The organism is Streptomyces sp. NPDC003038, from assembly GCF_040611115.1.
GTDB lineage: Bacteria > Actinomycetota > Actinomycetes > Streptomycetales > Streptomycetaceae > Streptomyces.
Genome location: NZ_JBEXNN010000011.1, coordinates 1 through 13,919 on the forward strand (window position 1 = coordinate 1; position 13,919 = coordinate 13,919).

Genomic DNA, 13,919 nt, shown 5'->3' on the forward strand with positions numbered 1-13,919 from the left:
GGGCCGCCCACGCGACCGGGTCCACCACCGACCACGCGACGATCTACCTCTCCCTCGTCAAGCGCTGGCGGGAGGCCGGACGCACCCTTCCGGGGCATCCTGACGAGGAGTGGGAGCGGCTGATCTCCCAGCCGTGCTGGCCCGGCCGTTAGGTGGTGTGTCTCTTGGCAGCGGCGGAGCGCGACAGACCCGAGCGAGCCCGTCAGGGGCCCGTGACCGGGCCCGGGGAGCGGCTCGCGCTGAACGGCATGGGCAGCTTCGAGTGGGACCTGGGCGCCGGGACGCTGGAGCTGGACCAGGCCGGGATGGCCGTCTTCGATCTGGAGCCGGAGGAGTTCGACGGCACCCCCGAAGGCCTCGGGCTGCGGATCCCGGCCGAGGACGGCGTGCGCCTGGGCGAGACCGTCGTGGCGGCCCTGGACAGCGGCGGGGAGACGTACGGCTCGTACTTCACGGTGCAGCGGCGCGACGGCCGCGACCAGTGGACACACACCCAGGGCCGGGTGCTCCGCGACGACGAAGGACGCCCCTACCGGATCGTCGGCATCGTCCGGGACGCGACGGCGGAGCTCGCCCACGCCACGCTGCTGCGCAGGCTGGAGGCGGCGCGGGCCCAGCAGACGACCATCGTGCAGCGGACCACGGAGGCCCTGTCGCGGGCGGTCACGGTCGACGACGTCACGGCCACGCTGACCGGGGCGGGTGCGCTGGAGCGGCTCGGCGCCGACGGGCTGGCCCTGGGCCTGGTCGAAGGCGACACCATCAAGATGATCGCGGTGAGCGGGGAGTCCCTGGAGATCCTCAGCGAGCGCAACCTCGCCCGCCTCGACGGCTCGCTGCCGCTGTCGCAGACGGTGCTCACCAGGCAGGCGCGCTTCGTCACCTCCCTCTCGGCACTCGGCGAAGAGTTCCCGCTGCTCAGCGACTACCTGAACCGCATCGAGTACGACGCGGCCGCCTACCTGCCGCTGATCGCCCAGGCCAAGGCCATCGGCGGGCTGGTCCTCTTCTACCGCCGGCGCAGCGAGTTCAGCCCGGAGGAGCGCAACCTCTGCCTGGGCCTCGCGGGCATCGTCGCCCAGTCGCTCCAGCGGGCGCTCCTCTTCGACCAGGAGCGGGAGTACGCCACCGGCCTGCAGGCCGCCATGCTCCCGCGCCGGATCCCCGAGATCACGGGCGGGGAGATCGCGGTCCGCTACCACTCCGCCTGGAGCGGACGGGAGGTCGGCGGTGACTGGTACGACGTGATCTCGCTGCCCCGCGACCGCGTCGGCATCGTGGTGGGCGACGTCCAGGGCCACGACACGCACGCGGCAGCCATCATGGGCCAGCTGCGCATCGCGCTGCGGGCGTACGCGGGGGAAGGCCATCCGCCGTCCACCGTGCTCGCCCGGGCCTCGCGCTTCCTGGCCGAGCTGGACACCGAACGCTTCGCGACCTGCATGTACGCGCAGGTGGACCTGGAGACGGGAGGCGTACGGGCGGTCCGCGCGGGCCACCTCGGCCCGCTGATCCGCCATACCGACGGGCGCACGGGCTGGCCCAACGTGCGCGGCGGCCTGCCGCTCGGGCTGGCTTCGGTCTTCGAGCAGGAGGAATTCCCCGAGACCCGGCTCGACCTGGTCCCCGGGGAGACGCTGGTGCTGTGCACGGACGGACTGGTCGAGGAACCGGGGACGGCCATCACGCAGGGCATGGAAGCGCTGGCCCACGCGGTCCGCAGCGGCCCGCAGGAGGCCGGGGCGCTCGCCGACCACCTCTCGGACCGGCTCTGGGAGCGCTGGGGCTCCGGTGACGACGTGGCGCTGCTCGTGCTGCGCCGGGCCCCCGACCCGGGCACCCACCGGGCCCCGCGCATCCACCAGTACATCCACCAGGCCGACCCCGAGGGGCTCTCCGAGGCCCGCTACGCCCTGCGCCAGGCCCTGCGCGACTGGGGGATGCCGGAACTCGCCGACGATGTGGAGCTGGCAGCGGGGGAACTGCTGGTCAACGCCCTGCTGCACACGGACGGCGGGGCGGTGCTGACCATGGAGGTGCTGCCCGAACCGGTCCGGCGGATCCGGCTGTGGGTCAAGGACCGCTCCAGCGTGTGGCCGCGGCGGCGCACCCCGGGCGAGGCGGCCACCACCGGGCGCGGGCTGCTGCTGGTGGACGCGCTGGCCACGCACTGGGGCGTGGAGTCCCGGGGCGAGGGCAAGGCCGTCTGGTGCGAGTTCCACGCCGCGGGGGCACCTCGGAACGAGGAGTGACGGCCACTCACGCCGAGTTGTGAGGTGCCCGGGGCGGGGTGATGATGCGGCCATGGAACGGACAGCTTCGGAACGGATCGCGCCGTGCGCGGGCTGAGCAGGGGCGCGGCGACGGCCCTCGTGGTACTCCTCCTGCTGGCGGCCGGGGTGCCGACGGTCGTGGACTGGACGACGGGGCGCCCGCACGCGGACCCCGGGTGCCAGTCGGTGGCGTTCATGTCGATGACCGGCGTGGCACCCGAGTGCCGCTGAGCCCGGATGCCGCTGAGCCCCGGATACCGCTGAGCCCGGATGCCGGTGGCGGCGGCTAGCGGGCGGGGCGCCGCGTGGCCCGGTACCGCTCAGCGGTGGTCGATCAGCTCGATCTCCTCGCTGTGCTCCGCGAGCTGGACGACGGACACGGACACCGGCACGATTCCGGGGCCGTTGCGGCGGGTCTCCGTCAGCTGGACCTCGGCCGTGGCCGGGCCCGCGGTGATGCCGGGGGTGTAGCGGAGCGAGCCGGTGCTGGACCACTCGTGGTACGCGCCGTCACAGACCGCGTTCTCGCCGCTGATACCCAGCCGGATGCCGCCCTGGCGCAGACCCGCGGCCACCTGGACCGCTCCGACGGGTGACGTGCTGTGGCAGCGGTAGGTGCCGGAAAGGGTGACGGTTCCGTCCTCGGAGATATGGGCTTCCTTCTGTACGGAAATCTCATTGCCGAACGCACCGGCGGATGCCGGGGCGTTGAATACGGCAGTCAGGGCAAGGGCGGACAGTGCCGCCGCGGTGAGAGCGCGTCCGGACGTACGCATGATTCCTCCTGGTGGGTGAGGCGGACGAAAATCCGCCGCAATGAATTGTGCTGCCCGGCGGCCGACAACTCGCTCCGTGCGCTCGTGTCGGTGTGCGCAATTGCCGGCTCGGGCGCACGGGAGGTGCCGGGCGGCCGCGTCGACGTCCGCGCCGACGTCCGCGCCGACGCCGTCGTCAACGTGGGCGGGGACCCGTACGGGGCGCTCGGACGCAGGTGGCGCACGACAGCGCGGGCCGGCGCCATCCGTGGCGCCGAGCGGGTAACCGACGACCGGCAAAACACTCGTCTTCGATTCCCGCCGGGTCGGTGAGCGGGCCGGGGGACGGGTCCTGTTCGAAATCCCGGAAAACCGCGCCTGGTGCGGCTCCAGTACGAGGACGGGAACACGCGGGCGAATGCAGGAGGGTGATGCCGGGCCGTATAGCCCGCTCGGGTGAAACGCCGCGAAAGGCTCGGCGGAGAGAGCACTAGGGTGCGCGCATGACTTCTACTCAAGCCGAAATCGACCGGTCGCAGCTCGGCACCCTTTCGGTGCTCGCCTGGATCGGCGACCCCTCCGAGGCTCACGACATCCCGTACCTCCTCGCCTACACCCTCGGTGACGGCCCGCAGGGCAGGGAAGCCGGAGAGGCGGCCGCACGCGGGCTGCTGGAGGAGATCGGCCTGCCCATCGGCGACGTCGTCATGGACGGCACCCGCAACCCGGCCGGCTTCCCGGTGCAGATCCTCCTGGAGGGCAACCAGATCGCGCTCACCCTGCCCGGGATGAACGCGACGTGCACCGCGCCGGACGAGTGGGTGGCCGCGGCGGACGAGAGCGGGCAGGCGTACTTCCTCTTCGCCACGCGTGCCTGGCCCGAGGCCGTCCCCGGCCGGCCGGTCGACGCGAAGACCCTGCAGGAGTTCGCGGGCGACGAGTCGGTGCTCATCAGCAGCGCCCACTGCGTCCTCGCCGTGCGGCGCCTGCAGAAGTAGCCGCACGGCGGGAACCCGCCACGCGCTCCGGCCGCCGGGCTCCCAGCCCGCCCGGTGGCCGGTTTCGCATGCGCACGGGAAGGACGGGAAGTACGGGACGGAGGGGAAATGCGGACGTACCCGGCGTACGGGTCCGGGGTCACGGGCGTTCGAAGGCGAACTTCAGGGAGCGGACCCGGTTGTCGAAGTTCGACCCCGCCAGATCCGGCAGGCCCACCGCGCGCAGCCTGACCGGACGGGTCAGCAACTCGCGGAAGAGTGCCTTCATCTCCACCCGCGCCAGGTGCGCGCCCAGGCAGAAGTGCGGCCCGCCGCCTCCGAACCCCAGGTGCGGATTGGGTGAGCGGGTGATGTCGAAGGCGTCGGGGTCCGGGAAGACCGCCTCGTCGCGGTTGGCGGACGCGTAGTACAGCACCACCTTGTCGCCCGGGTGGAACAGGTGTCCGTCCAGGGTGTGTTCGGCGGCCACCGTCCGGCGGAACTGGATGATCGGCGTCGAGTGCCGGATCATCTCGTCCACCGCGCCGTCCGCGTACTGCTCGAAGTCGGACAGCAGCAGGTCACGTTGCCCGGGGTGGTCGGTGAGCAGCGTCAGCCCGTGGGTGATCGCGTTGCGGGTGGTCTCCACCCCGGCCACCATCAACAGGGAGAAAAAGGCACCGAGTTGACGCGCGCCGAGGGCCTGGCCGTCGACGTTCGCGCACACCAGCGCCGAGATCAGGTCGTCGGTGGGGTTCTTGCGCCGCTCCCGCCCGATGCCCGCCACCATCCTCTGCATGCGCGCCAGCGCCCGCAGCCCGCGCCCGGGCATCCGCAGCCTGGCGGCCAGGCCGCGCTCCACGCCGATGTTCTCGGAGGCGTGGTTGACGCGGTCGGCGATCTCCGCGCGGTAGCGCTCCGGAATGCCCATCATGTTGCAGATGACCTCAAGGGGCAGCCGGGAGGCCACCGCCGAGACGAACTCGTCGGGCCGGGCCTCCAGTACGTCGTCGACGATCCGGGCGGCCACCGCGTGGATGTCCTCCTCGGCGGCCGCCAGGAGGCGGGGGGTGAAGGCCCGTTGCACGATCTTGCGCAGCTGGGCGTGGTCGGCGCCGTCGAGATTGACCATCGAGTCCCCGAACAGGGCGCGTACCCAGCGGGGCGGCTCGGGGGTGGTCACTCCGGGGGCGCTCGCGAAGACCTTGGGGAGGCGGCTGGCCTCTTGCACATGTGCGTGGCGTACGAGGGCCCAGTGGCCGCCGGCCCCTTCGGGAACGAAGATGGGGGCGGGGAGGGCGCGCAGGCGGGCGAAGGCGGCGAGGCGGTGGGCGGGGGGCTGCTGCCAGAAGGCCGGGTCGGCCAGGTCCCGTCCGGGGGTGGGGGCGGTGGCGTGCCGTTGTGCCGGGAGTGCCATGGCTTCCTCTGCTTCCTGTTCTGCTGCGCCGCTGTTCTGCTGCGCTGGAGAACGGGTGCGGGGGTGCTGGAGTGACGGGTCCGGCGGCCGCCGCCGGGGCTTCGCGCCTCGACCCCCCCGACCACCTCCGCCGGAATCCGTCCGGGCGGACCGCCTCGGAGGTGCCCCCGGCGGGGCTGGAGTGGCGCCTTGGAGGGGCGCCTTAATGGCCGGCGGGGTGGGAGGGGGCGGTGGGGGCGGGAGTACGGGAGCGGTGGATCAGGGTGACCCCCGTCGCCACCGTGGCCGCTGCGACCAGGCCCGCGTAGAGCACGGCGTACGAACCCGTCCAGGTGCAGGCGAGGATCGCGAGGGAGGAGAACGGCAGTACCAGTTGCTGGGCGGGGCCGCGCTTGAAGTGGCGGGAGTGCAGCAGCCACACCATCAGCAGGAACAGCGCCGACGGGACGGTGACGGCGGCGTTGGCGGCGAGTTGTGAGATGTGGGCCTTGCCGACCGCGTGCTCGACCGCGACCTCGATGCCCGCGCCGATCGCGGCGCCCGAGGCGAAGATCAGCAGGTGGCCGTAGCCCCACGGGATGGCCTCGCGGTTGGAGGTCAGCCGCTGGTGCACCGGCACCGCGAAGTAGATCCACCACGCCGCGAAGACGATCAGCAGTCCGCCCCCTGCGATGGGCAGCAGCCGGCCCAGGGCCTCGTTCTCGTCGAGCGCCGACTTCACGGCCACCGTGCTCGCGGCGATCGTCTCGCCCAGCACGATGATGGTGAACAGGCCGTACCGCTCCACGATGTGGTGGGGGTGCCACGGGGTCTGGTGCCGGCGTTCGGCGATCACCGGAACCAGCAGCTCCGCCGCGACCAAGACCAGGAACAGCCAGCGCTTGAAGTCGTCCGGCACGAACAGCAGCGCCACCCAGCCGGCCTGGCAGATCACCAGCCCGGCCGCGTACTTCAGCGCCGTCGAACGCGCGGCGCCGCTCTCCCCGGCAGCGGCCCGCAGCCACTGGGCGGTGAGTGCCACGCGCATGATCAGGTAGCCGATGACGGCGACCGTCCAGTCGTTCTGCTCGAAGGCCCGGCCCACGCCCGCCGCGTAGACGAGCACACCGGCGATCTGGACGAGCGTCGCGATCCGGTACGGGACGTCGTCGCAGTCGTAGGCGGAGGCGAACCACGTGAAGTTCATCCACGCCCACCACACGCCGAAGAAGACGAAGAAGTAGCCGCTCACCCCCGTCCCGGGATGGCCCTCGGCCAGCGCGTGCACCAGCTGCGCACCGGCCTGGGCGACGGCGACGACGAAACAGAGGTCGAAGAAGAGCTCCAGTGGAGTGGCCGTACGGTGGCCCTCGTCACGGCTGCGGGCGGTCATGCCGACGTACGTCATGCCGTCAGGACAGCAGCCCCGAGCCGGTCGGCAGGCGAGGCGCGCGGTGCTCGGTGCCCGCGTGCCCCGGGCGGAGCGGAGCCTGGAGGGGTCAGGACCCTCACCCTCCCGGGGCCTGACGGACGTTTGACTCGTTCGGAGCAACCAAGGGGATGGCATAGCGGGCTAAAACGGCAGATAACACCTAGCGTGGTGTCGTGCCCGAGCCACCAGAAGCCCTTGCCGCTCCGCCTCCGCCGCCCTCCGGCGCCCACGGAGGCTTCGAGGCCTCCGGGGCACACGGCACGGCCGGGGGCACCGATCCCCAGCCCAGCCCACGGCCCGCGCCGCGCGCACGCCGGTCCGTCACCGCACGGGCCACCCTGGCCGGAACCGTCGTCTCGCTGCTGCTCATCGCCGCGATCGTGCTGGGCAGCCGGATGCTGCGCGACTTCGACTCGGCGCTGCTGCCGTACGCGGTCGCCACCGTGTTCCTGGCCTTCGGCGTGGCCTACCGGTACACGGTCTGGGTCTCGGCGCCCGGCGCGCGCCGCCTCTTCAGACGAGGCTTCGGCAGCTTCTTCTCGGCCGCCAACTTCCGCAAGGCGCCCACCGCCCTGCCGAAGATGATCGCCACCTACCTCGGCTTCCAGACGTTCCTGGGCGCCCGCTCGCGTGCCCGCTGGGCCGCCCACCAGCTCATCTTCTGGGGCTGCGTCCTGGCCGCGCTCATCACCTTCCCGCTGACCTGGGGCTGGTTCACCTTCACCTCCGCCAGCGGCTCGGGCCCCGGCTACGAGATGCGGATCTGGGGCGTCAAGGTGCTGGGCTTCGATTCGCTCAACATCCTGGGCTGGTTGATGTTCCACGGCCTCGACGTCGCCGCCGTGCTGGTCATCCCCGGTGCCTCGTACTTCCTGTGGCGGCGGATGAAGGACCGCGGAGCCATCACCGGCCAGCGGTTCGCGTACGACCTGCTGCCGCTGATCTGCCTGATCGTGATCTCCGTGACGGGGCTGCTGCTGACCTTCTCGTCGATCTTCCTGCGCGGCGGCGGATACGAGTTCCTCGCCATCCTGCACATGGTGTCGGTGGTGTTCACCCTCATCTACATCCCCTTCGGGAAGTTCTTCCACATCGTCCAGCGGCCGGCCGCCGTCGGCATGCAGCTGTTCAAGTACACGGCCCGCCGGGACGAGCAGGTCTTCGCTTGCAAGCGCTGCGGCGAACCCGTCGACACCACCCCGTACGTCGAGAACCTGCGCGGCACGATGAAGGACCTCGATCTCGACTTCGACGCCTGGGCCGAATACTGCCCCCGCTGCAAGCGGGTGCTGCGCGGCAACGCCTACCTGACCCACGTCAAGAAGGGGTTCAAGTGACCGCGACCGACCCCGCCAAGGCCGTGTCGCGGCCTGTGCCGGTCTCCATCGACCCGTCCATCACCCCGCCCGGCACCCGCGACTTCCGCGACGCCGGCGGCATCCCGGCCGACCAGTGGCACGCCGACCAGAACGGCGAGACCCTCGTCCCCACCCACTGCTGCTTCTGCGGCGTGCAGTGCGGGATGTACCTGCGCGTGGACAAGGGCGGCAAGGTCTTCGGCGTGGAGCCCCGCAACCACGACATCAACCGGATGCGGCTGTGCCCCAAGGGGATCAACGCCTACCAGCAGGTCAACCATCCCGACCGGCTGACCGCGCCGCTCATGCGCCGCTCGCGGGACGAGGAGTTCCGGGAGGCCTCCTGGGACGAGGCCCTCGACTTCACCGTCTCCGAGATCCGCCGCATCCAGGGCCGGTACGGCAACGACGCCTTCGGGCTGCTGGGCGGCGCCAGCCTGTTCTCCGAGAAGACCTATCTGGTCGGCAAGTTCGCCCGCGTCGCGCTCAAGACCAAGCATGTCGACTACAACGGCCGGCTGTGCATGGTCAGCGCCGCCGGCGCGAACAAGCTCGCCTTCGGCATCGACCGGGCCGGCAACCCCTTCTCCGACATCCTCCTGTCCGACTGCCTCCTCATCGCGGGGTCGAATGTGGGGGAGTGCTTCCCCGTGATGACCCAGTACCTGTGGGGCGCGCGGGACCGGGGGGCCTCGCTCATCGTGATCGACCCGCGTGAGACGGCCATCGCCCGCACCGCCGACATCCACGTCGCCCTCAGGCCCGGCACCGACTCGGCGTTCTTCAACGCGGTCCTGAACGTGATCGTCGAGGAGGGGCTGACCGACGAGGCCTACCTCGCCGCCCACACCACCGGCTGGGAGGAGGTGAAGAAGACCGTCCAGGACTACCCGCCCGCCCGCTCCGCCGAGATCTGCGGAGTCCCGGCCGGGCAGATCGTCCAGGTCGCCCGCGTCTTCGCCGCCGCGGACCGGGCCATGGCCTGGCACGCCCGCGGCATCGAGCACCACTCCCAGGGCGTCGAGAACTGCCTCTCCGTCATCAACCTGTGCGTCGCCACCGGCAACATCGGCAAGCCCGGCGCCGGCTACGGCACCATCACCGGCCAGGGCAACGGCCAGGGCGGACGCGAACACGGCCAGAAGTCCGACCTCCTCCCCGGCGGCCGCTCGATCACCAACCCGGAGCACCGGCGCCAGATCTGCCGGATCTGGGGCATCGAGGAATCCGAACTCCCCGGCGCCGGCACCTCCATGATGGAGATGGTCTGGCAGATGCAGCGCCGCGAGATCCGCGGCCTCATCGGCATCTGCAACAACCCCTTCGTCTCCCTCCCTCACTACGCGGTGGTCAAAGACGGTTACGACACCGCCGAGTTCCACGCCCAGTTCGACTTCTTCCTCTCCGAGACCGCGGCCAACGCCCACGTCGTCTTCCCCGTCACCACCTGGGCCGAGGACGAGGGCGTCATGGCCAACGCCGAGGCCCGGGTGGTCAAGCACAACAAGGCCCAGGAACCCCCCGCCGGAGTACGCACCGACACCTGGGTCATCTGCGAACTCGCCAGGCGCCTGGGAGCCGGCCACCACTTCGACTTCCCCGGCTCGCGCGAGGTGTTCGAGGAGCTGCGCATCGCCTCCGCCGGCACGGTCAACGACTACTACGGCATCACCTACGACCGGCTGGAGGAGACCGGCGGGATCGCCTGGCCCTGCCCGTCCACCGAGCACCCGGGCACACCCCGGCTGTTCGAGGACGGCCGCAGCTACCACCCCGACGGCAAGATCCATCTGCAGGTCGTGGAATGGCATCCCCCCATGGACCCCTACACCGAGGAGTTCCCCCTCTCCCTCACCACCGGCCGCACCGTCGCTCACTTCCTCTCCGGCAACCAGACCCGCCGCCTGGGCGCCCTCGTCGAGCAGACCCCGCGCCCCTGGGTGGAGGTCCACCCCTCGCACGGCTTCGGGAACGGCGACCCGGTCCGGGTGGTCACCCGCCGCGGCAGCGAGGTCTTCCCGGCCCTGGTCATTGAGGCCATCCGCCCGGACACCGTCTTCATCCCGTACCACTGGCCCGTTCCGACGGCCGCCAACGCCCTGACCATCGACGCCCTCGACCCCCGCTCGAAGATCCCCGAGTACAAGGTCTGCGCCGCCCGGATCGAGGCCGCCGACCGGATCGACGAAGTCCCCGAGCCGCCCACGGCACCGGGCCACGAGGCCTATCCGCAGACCCAGGCGTCCCGCACCGACCCCCTGCCCCCCTCGGCCCCGCAGGGCCGTGGCACGGCGGAGAGGAGCTGACCCCGCCATGATGGGCCGCACGATCTTCATCGACCCGGGTCGCTGCATCGGCTGCCAGGCCTGCGTCTCCGCCTGCCGCGAATGCGATTCGCACCGCGGCAAGTCGATGATCCACCTGGACTACACCGAACCCGGCATGTCCGTCGCCTCCCTCCCGACCGTCTGCATGCACTGCGAGGACCCGGTCGCGCCCTGCGCCGAGGTCTGTCCCGCCGACGCGATCCTGGTCACGGCGGACGGCGTGGTGCAGCAGGCCGACACCAGCCGCTGCATCGGCTGCGGCAACTGCGTCAACGCCTGCCCCTTCGGAGTCCCGAAGATCGACCTCCAGGCGAAGCTGCAGATGAAGTGCAACCTCTGCTACGACCGCACCGCCTACGGCCTGGCCCCCATGTGCGCCACCGTCTGCCCGACCGGAGCCCTCTTCTACGGAACCCTCGAAGAGCTCCGGGCCGAGCGCCCCGGCGTCCAGGTCGCCGACTCCTTCGTCTTCGGCGACGTGGTGCTCAGCACCGGCGTGGCGATGGTCGTCCCCGCCGACAAGGTCCAGTGGCCCGTCCCCGGCGGCCTGCCCGTCGTCGAGGTGAACGGAGTGGACGTCCGATGAGCCTCACCGAACAGCCGCCTCCTGCCCCCGGACCTGCCCCTGGACAAGGACCGGGCCCAGGATCGGGACCAGAACCGCCGCCAGGCCGGGATGCCGGGCCCGACGGTGACGCCGCCGCCGAGCAGCTCCGCGACCGGATCAGCGCGGACTCCCTCACCACCCGCCGCGACTACCTGCGGATCGTTGCCACCGTCTCCGGCGGCCTGGCCATCGGCGGTGTCGGCGTCGCCGCCGGCATCCTGCACCGGCACGGTGACAGCGAGACGCTGCCCGAGGCGAAGAAGGTCACCGACCGGCTGGCGCCGGGCGAGTCCGTGGCCTTCCGCTACCCCGGCGACGAGGACCGGGCCCTCGCGGTACGGCTCACCGACGGCTCCCTCGTCGGCTACTCCGCCGTCTGCACCCACCTGGCCTGCGCCGTCCTGTGGCGCGCGGACCGGGGTGCCGACGGGGAGTTGTACTGCCCCTGCCACGAGGGTGTCTTCGACGCCCGCACCGGCGAGGTGACCGCGGGCCCGCCGCCCCGTCCCCTCCCCAGGATCCTCCTGAGCGAGCAGGCCGACGGCAGCGTGTGGGCCCTCGCCACCGCCCGTTCGGGAGAGCCGGCCAAGGAAGCCCTGTGCCGGCAGTTCGGAGACGACCGCCCCGAGATGACCCAGCGCCTGGGCTGCCCCGGAGCGAGTCGCGTCACCACGACCGAGAGCAGGCGTGCATGAGCGACGCACCGCTGCCTCCCCGCCCGCACTACCGCCCGGGCAGTGCCGATCCCCGGCTGAACAGGCCGGTGCGGGAGCGGTATCCGCAGATCCGCTCCACCAGCGGCTACGGAGACCCGCGGATCCGGCACACGGGCCCCGGACCGGGCGCCGGCACCGAACAGGAGCCGGAACGGTCCTCGAAACTCAATGCCCGTCTGGCCCTGGCCCTCACCGTCGTGACCGGACAGCTCTGGGCGCTGACCGTGACCGTCAACGAGTGGATGAAGGGCAACACCGGCACGGCCTGGTGGGGGGCGGGATTCCTGATCCTGTCCTTCCTCGTCGTGTTCGGCCTGTGGCTCCTCGACCCGAAGGACCGATGACCATGTCCATACCCACCCCCACCCCCTCCGCGGTGCGCTCGCACCGCGCGGAGACCTACAAGCCCGGAGCCACCATCGGCGACTGGCGGCCCGAGGACGACGCCTTCTGGCAGTCCACCGGCCGCAAGGTCGCCCAGCGCAATCTCTGGGTCTCGATCCCCGCGCTGATGCTCGGCTTCGTCGTCTGGCAGGTCTGGTCCGTCACCGTGGTGAAGCTGAACGACGTCGGCTTCGGCTTCTCCCAGTCGCAGCTGTTCTGGCTGACCGCCATCCCCGGCATCACCGGTGGCACCTTCCGGATCCTGTACACCTTCATCGGACCCATCTTCGGCGAGCGGAAGTTCACCGCCTTCAGCACGATCGTCCTGGTCGTGCCGATGCTGTGGCTCGGCTTCGCGCTCCAGGACACCGGCAGCCCGTATTGGGAGCTGGCGCTGATCGCGGCCGTCTGCGGCATCGGCGGCGCGAACTTCGCCTCCTCGATGGCCAACATCGGCTTCTTCTTCCCCAAGCGGGAGAAGGGCAGCGCCAACGGCCTCAACGGCGGCCTCGGCAACCTCGGCGTCAGCGTGGTCCAACTCGTCGCCCCGCTGGCGGTCACCGCCGCCGTGCTCGGCGCCCCGGCGGGCGGTCCGCAGCACGACGCGAAGACCGGCACCGACATCTGGCTCCAGAACGGCGCGTTCCTCTGGGTCCCGCTGCTGGTCGTCATGGCGCTGCTGGCCTGGTTCCTGATGAACGACCTCAAGGTGGCCGCGGCCCCCTTCAGCCAGCAGAAGGTCATCTTCAAGCGCAAGCACAACTGGCTGATGACCTGGCTCTACGTGGGCACCTTCGGGTCCTTCATCGGCTTCGCCGCGGGCCTGCCCCTGCTGATCAAGAACAACTTCGAGGTGCAGGGCTACCACGCCACGACCTATGCCTGGATCGGCCCCCTCGTCGGCGCGCTCATGCGCTGGGCCGGCGGCTGGCTCTCCGACAGGATGGGCGGCGCCAGGGTCACCATGCTGTCCTTCGTCGGCATGGCGGCCTCGCTGGTGGTGGTGATCTTCGCGCTGCCGCACGCGGGCGACGGAGGAAGCTTCTGGACCTTCTTCATCGGCTTCCTGGCCGCGTTCTTCTTCTCCGGTCTGGGCAACGGCTCGACCTTCCGGCAGATCCCGGTGATCTTCCGGGACCAGCACATGCGGGAGGCGGAGGGCAAGGGGCCGCAGGCGCAGGCGGCCGCGCTGAGGCAGTCCGAGATGGAGGCGGGCGCCGTCAGCGGCTTCTCCTCCGGCATCGCGGCCTACGGCTTCTTCTTCATTCCCGCGATGTTCGCGGCGATGGCGGTCACCCACGCGCTCTGGCTCTTCATCGGCTTCTACGCCACCTGCCTGGTGGTGTGCTGGTGGTTCTACGCCCGCAAGGGCGCCGAAGCTCCCAGCTGAGCGGAGGCCGGAGCGGGAGCGGGGGCCGGGCCGGGGCCCGGGGCGGCCGTACCCTAAAGGCATGAGCACCGCCCCCGCCTTCGACCCGCAACCCTCGCAGACCGGCGCCCACCCCGTGCCCGCGCCCGAGAAGCCTCGGCCGAAGCCCAAGCTGGTCTTCGACGACCCGCTGGACCAGCAGTCCTCGGACGACACCGACCGTGGCTGGGGCGAGCGGCCGGCCGCCGGTGGAAGCGCGGCCGACCTGGCGCGCTTCCTCGACGAGAAGCCCCCGCACCACATCTGAGCGACCGGGGCAACCGGA

At 71.2% G+C, this 13,919-nt stretch carries 13 protein-coding genes; 10 read left to right on the plus strand and 3 right to left on the minus strand.

Annotated features, from left to right (window positions below):
- The first annotated feature begins 248 nt into the window (after positions 1-248).
- Together ABZX75_RS16065 and ABZX75_RS16070 are read left to right on the plus strand one after the other, a co-directional pair.
- Complete coding sequence (locus ABZX75_RS16065; protein WP_355411021.1) at positions 249-2,252, plus strand: SpoIIE family protein phosphatase; 2,004 nt, start codon at positions 249-251, stop codon at positions 2,250-2,252.
- An 84-nt stretch (positions 2,253-2,336) separates the two neighbouring features.
- On the plus strand, positions 2,337-2,504 hold the full coding sequence (locus tag ABZX75_RS16070) for a hypothetical protein (RefSeq protein ID WP_355410806.1): 168 nt from the start codon (positions 2,337-2,339) through the stop codon (positions 2,502-2,504).
- Positions 2,505-2,593: 89 nt separating this feature from the next.
- On the opposite strand, the gene ABZX75_RS16075 is transcribed toward ABZX75_RS16070, so the two are convergent.
- Positions 2,594-3,049 (minus strand): DUF6299 family protein, encoded by a 456-nt coding sequence (locus ABZX75_RS16075; protein WP_355410807.1) that lies wholly within the window; start codon positions 3,047-3,049, stop codon positions 2,594-2,596.
- A gap of 482 nt (positions 3,050-3,531) precedes the next feature.
- Between ABZX75_RS16075 and ABZX75_RS16080 the strand changes: the two genes are divergently transcribed.
- Positions 3,532-4,026 carry a DUF5949 family protein gene (locus ABZX75_RS16080; protein ID WP_355410808.1) on the plus strand — a complete coding sequence of 165 codons (495 nt, stop codon included), beginning with the start codon at positions 3,532-3,534 and terminating at the stop codon, positions 4,024-4,026.
- Positions 4,027-4,165: 139 nt separating this feature from the next.
- Here the strand turns inward: ABZX75_RS16080 and ABZX75_RS16085 are convergent, their stop codons facing one another.
- Both ABZX75_RS16085 and ABZX75_RS16090 read right to left on the minus strand, forming a co-directional pair.
- A complete protein-coding gene (locus tag ABZX75_RS16085; RefSeq protein ID WP_355410809.1) occupies positions 4,166-5,422 on the minus strand; it encodes a cytochrome P450 in 1,257 nt (418 codons plus the stop codon).
- A gap of 202 nt (positions 5,423-5,624) precedes the next feature.
- Positions 5,625-6,809, minus strand: a complete 1,185-nt coding sequence (locus tag ABZX75_RS16090) for a low temperature requirement protein A (protein WP_355410810.1) — start codon at positions 6,807-6,809, stop codon at positions 5,625-5,627.
- A 197-nt stretch (positions 6,810-7,006) separates the two neighbouring features.
- On the opposite strand from ABZX75_RS16090, the gene ABZX75_RS16095 reads away from it, so the two are divergent.
- The 7 genes from ABZX75_RS16095 (at position 7,007) to ABZX75_RS16125 (ending at position 13,901) form a co-directional block, all read left to right on the plus strand.
- Complete coding sequence (locus ABZX75_RS16095; RefSeq protein ID WP_355410811.1) at positions 7,007-8,170, plus strand: MFS transporter; 1,164 nt, start codon at positions 7,007-7,009, stop codon at positions 8,168-8,170.
- Complete coding sequence (locus tag ABZX75_RS16100; protein ID WP_355410812.1) at positions 8,167-10,497, plus strand: molybdopterin oxidoreductase family protein; 2,331 nt, start codon at positions 8,167-8,169, stop codon at positions 10,495-10,497. Before ABZX75_RS16095 ends, ABZX75_RS16100 begins: the two co-directional genes overlap by 4 nt.
- A 7-nt stretch (positions 10,498-10,504) precedes the next feature.
- Positions 10,505-11,104, plus strand: coding sequence for a 4Fe-4S dicluster domain-containing protein (locus tag ABZX75_RS16105; RefSeq protein ID WP_355410813.1), 600 nt, complete (start codon positions 10,505-10,507; stop codon positions 11,102-11,104).
- Positions 11,101-11,820 (plus strand): Rieske (2Fe-2S) protein, encoded by a 720-nt coding sequence (locus ABZX75_RS16110; RefSeq protein WP_355410814.1) that lies wholly within the window; start codon positions 11,101-11,103, stop codon positions 11,818-11,820. The genes ABZX75_RS16105 and ABZX75_RS16110 overlap by 4 nt, the downstream gene beginning before the upstream one ends.
- A complete protein-coding gene (locus ABZX75_RS16115; protein WP_355410815.1) occupies positions 11,817-12,185 on the plus strand; it encodes a hypothetical protein in 369 nt (122 codons plus the stop codon). The genes ABZX75_RS16110 and ABZX75_RS16115 overlap by 4 nt, the downstream gene beginning before the upstream one ends.
- A gap of 2 nt (positions 12,186-12,187) precedes the next feature.
- Positions 12,188-13,615: a NarK family nitrate/nitrite MFS transporter gene (locus tag ABZX75_RS16120; RefSeq protein WP_355410816.1), complete on the plus strand. Its 1,428-nt coding sequence runs from the start codon at positions 12,188-12,190 to the stop codon at positions 13,613-13,615.
- Between the two features lie 61 nt (positions 13,616-13,676).
- Positions 13,677-13,901, plus strand: coding sequence for a hypothetical protein (locus ABZX75_RS16125; RefSeq protein ID WP_355410817.1), 225 nt, complete (start codon positions 13,677-13,679; stop codon positions 13,899-13,901).
- The last annotated feature ends 18 nt before the right edge of the window (positions 13,902-13,919 follow it).

What these genes read in the sequence shown, in the direction of transcription:
- ABZX75_RS16065 (WP_355411021.1), top strand. Translation starts at nt 249, where the DNA reads ATGGGCAGCTTCGAGTGGGACCTGGGCGCCGGGACGCTGGAGCTGGAC.
- ABZX75_RS16075 (WP_355410807.1), bottom strand. Translation starts at nt 3,049, where the DNA reads ATGCGTACGTCCGGACGCGCTCTCACCGCGGCGGCACTGTCCGCCCTT.
- ABZX75_RS16080 (WP_355410808.1), top strand. Translation starts at nt 3,532, where the DNA reads ATGACTTCTACTCAAGCCGAAATCGACCGGTCGCAGCTCGGCACCCTT.
- ABZX75_RS16085 (WP_355410809.1), bottom strand. Translation starts at nt 5,422, where the DNA reads ATGGCACTCCCGGCACAACGGCACGCCACCGCCCCCACCCCCGGACGG.
- ABZX75_RS16090 (WP_355410810.1), bottom strand. Translation starts at nt 6,809, where the DNA reads ATGACGTACGTCGGCATGACCGCCCGCAGCCGTGACGAGGGCCACCGT.
- ABZX75_RS16105 (WP_355410813.1), top strand. Translation starts at nt 10,505, where the DNA reads ATGATGGGCCGCACGATCTTCATCGACCCGGGTCGCTGCATCGGCTGC.
- ABZX75_RS16110 (WP_355410814.1), top strand. Translation starts at nt 11,101, where the DNA reads ATGAGCCTCACCGAACAGCCGCCTCCTGCCCCCGGACCTGCCCCTGGA.
- ABZX75_RS16115 (WP_355410815.1), top strand. Translation starts at nt 11,817, where the DNA reads ATGAGCGACGCACCGCTGCCTCCCCGCCCGCACTACCGCCCGGGCAGT.
- ABZX75_RS16120 (WP_355410816.1), top strand. Translation starts at nt 12,188, where the DNA reads ATGTCCATACCCACCCCCACCCCCTCCGCGGTGCGCTCGCACCGCGCG.
- ABZX75_RS16125 (WP_355410817.1), top strand. Translation starts at nt 13,677, where the DNA reads ATGAGCACCGCCCCCGCCTTCGACCCGCAACCCTCGCAGACCGGCGCC.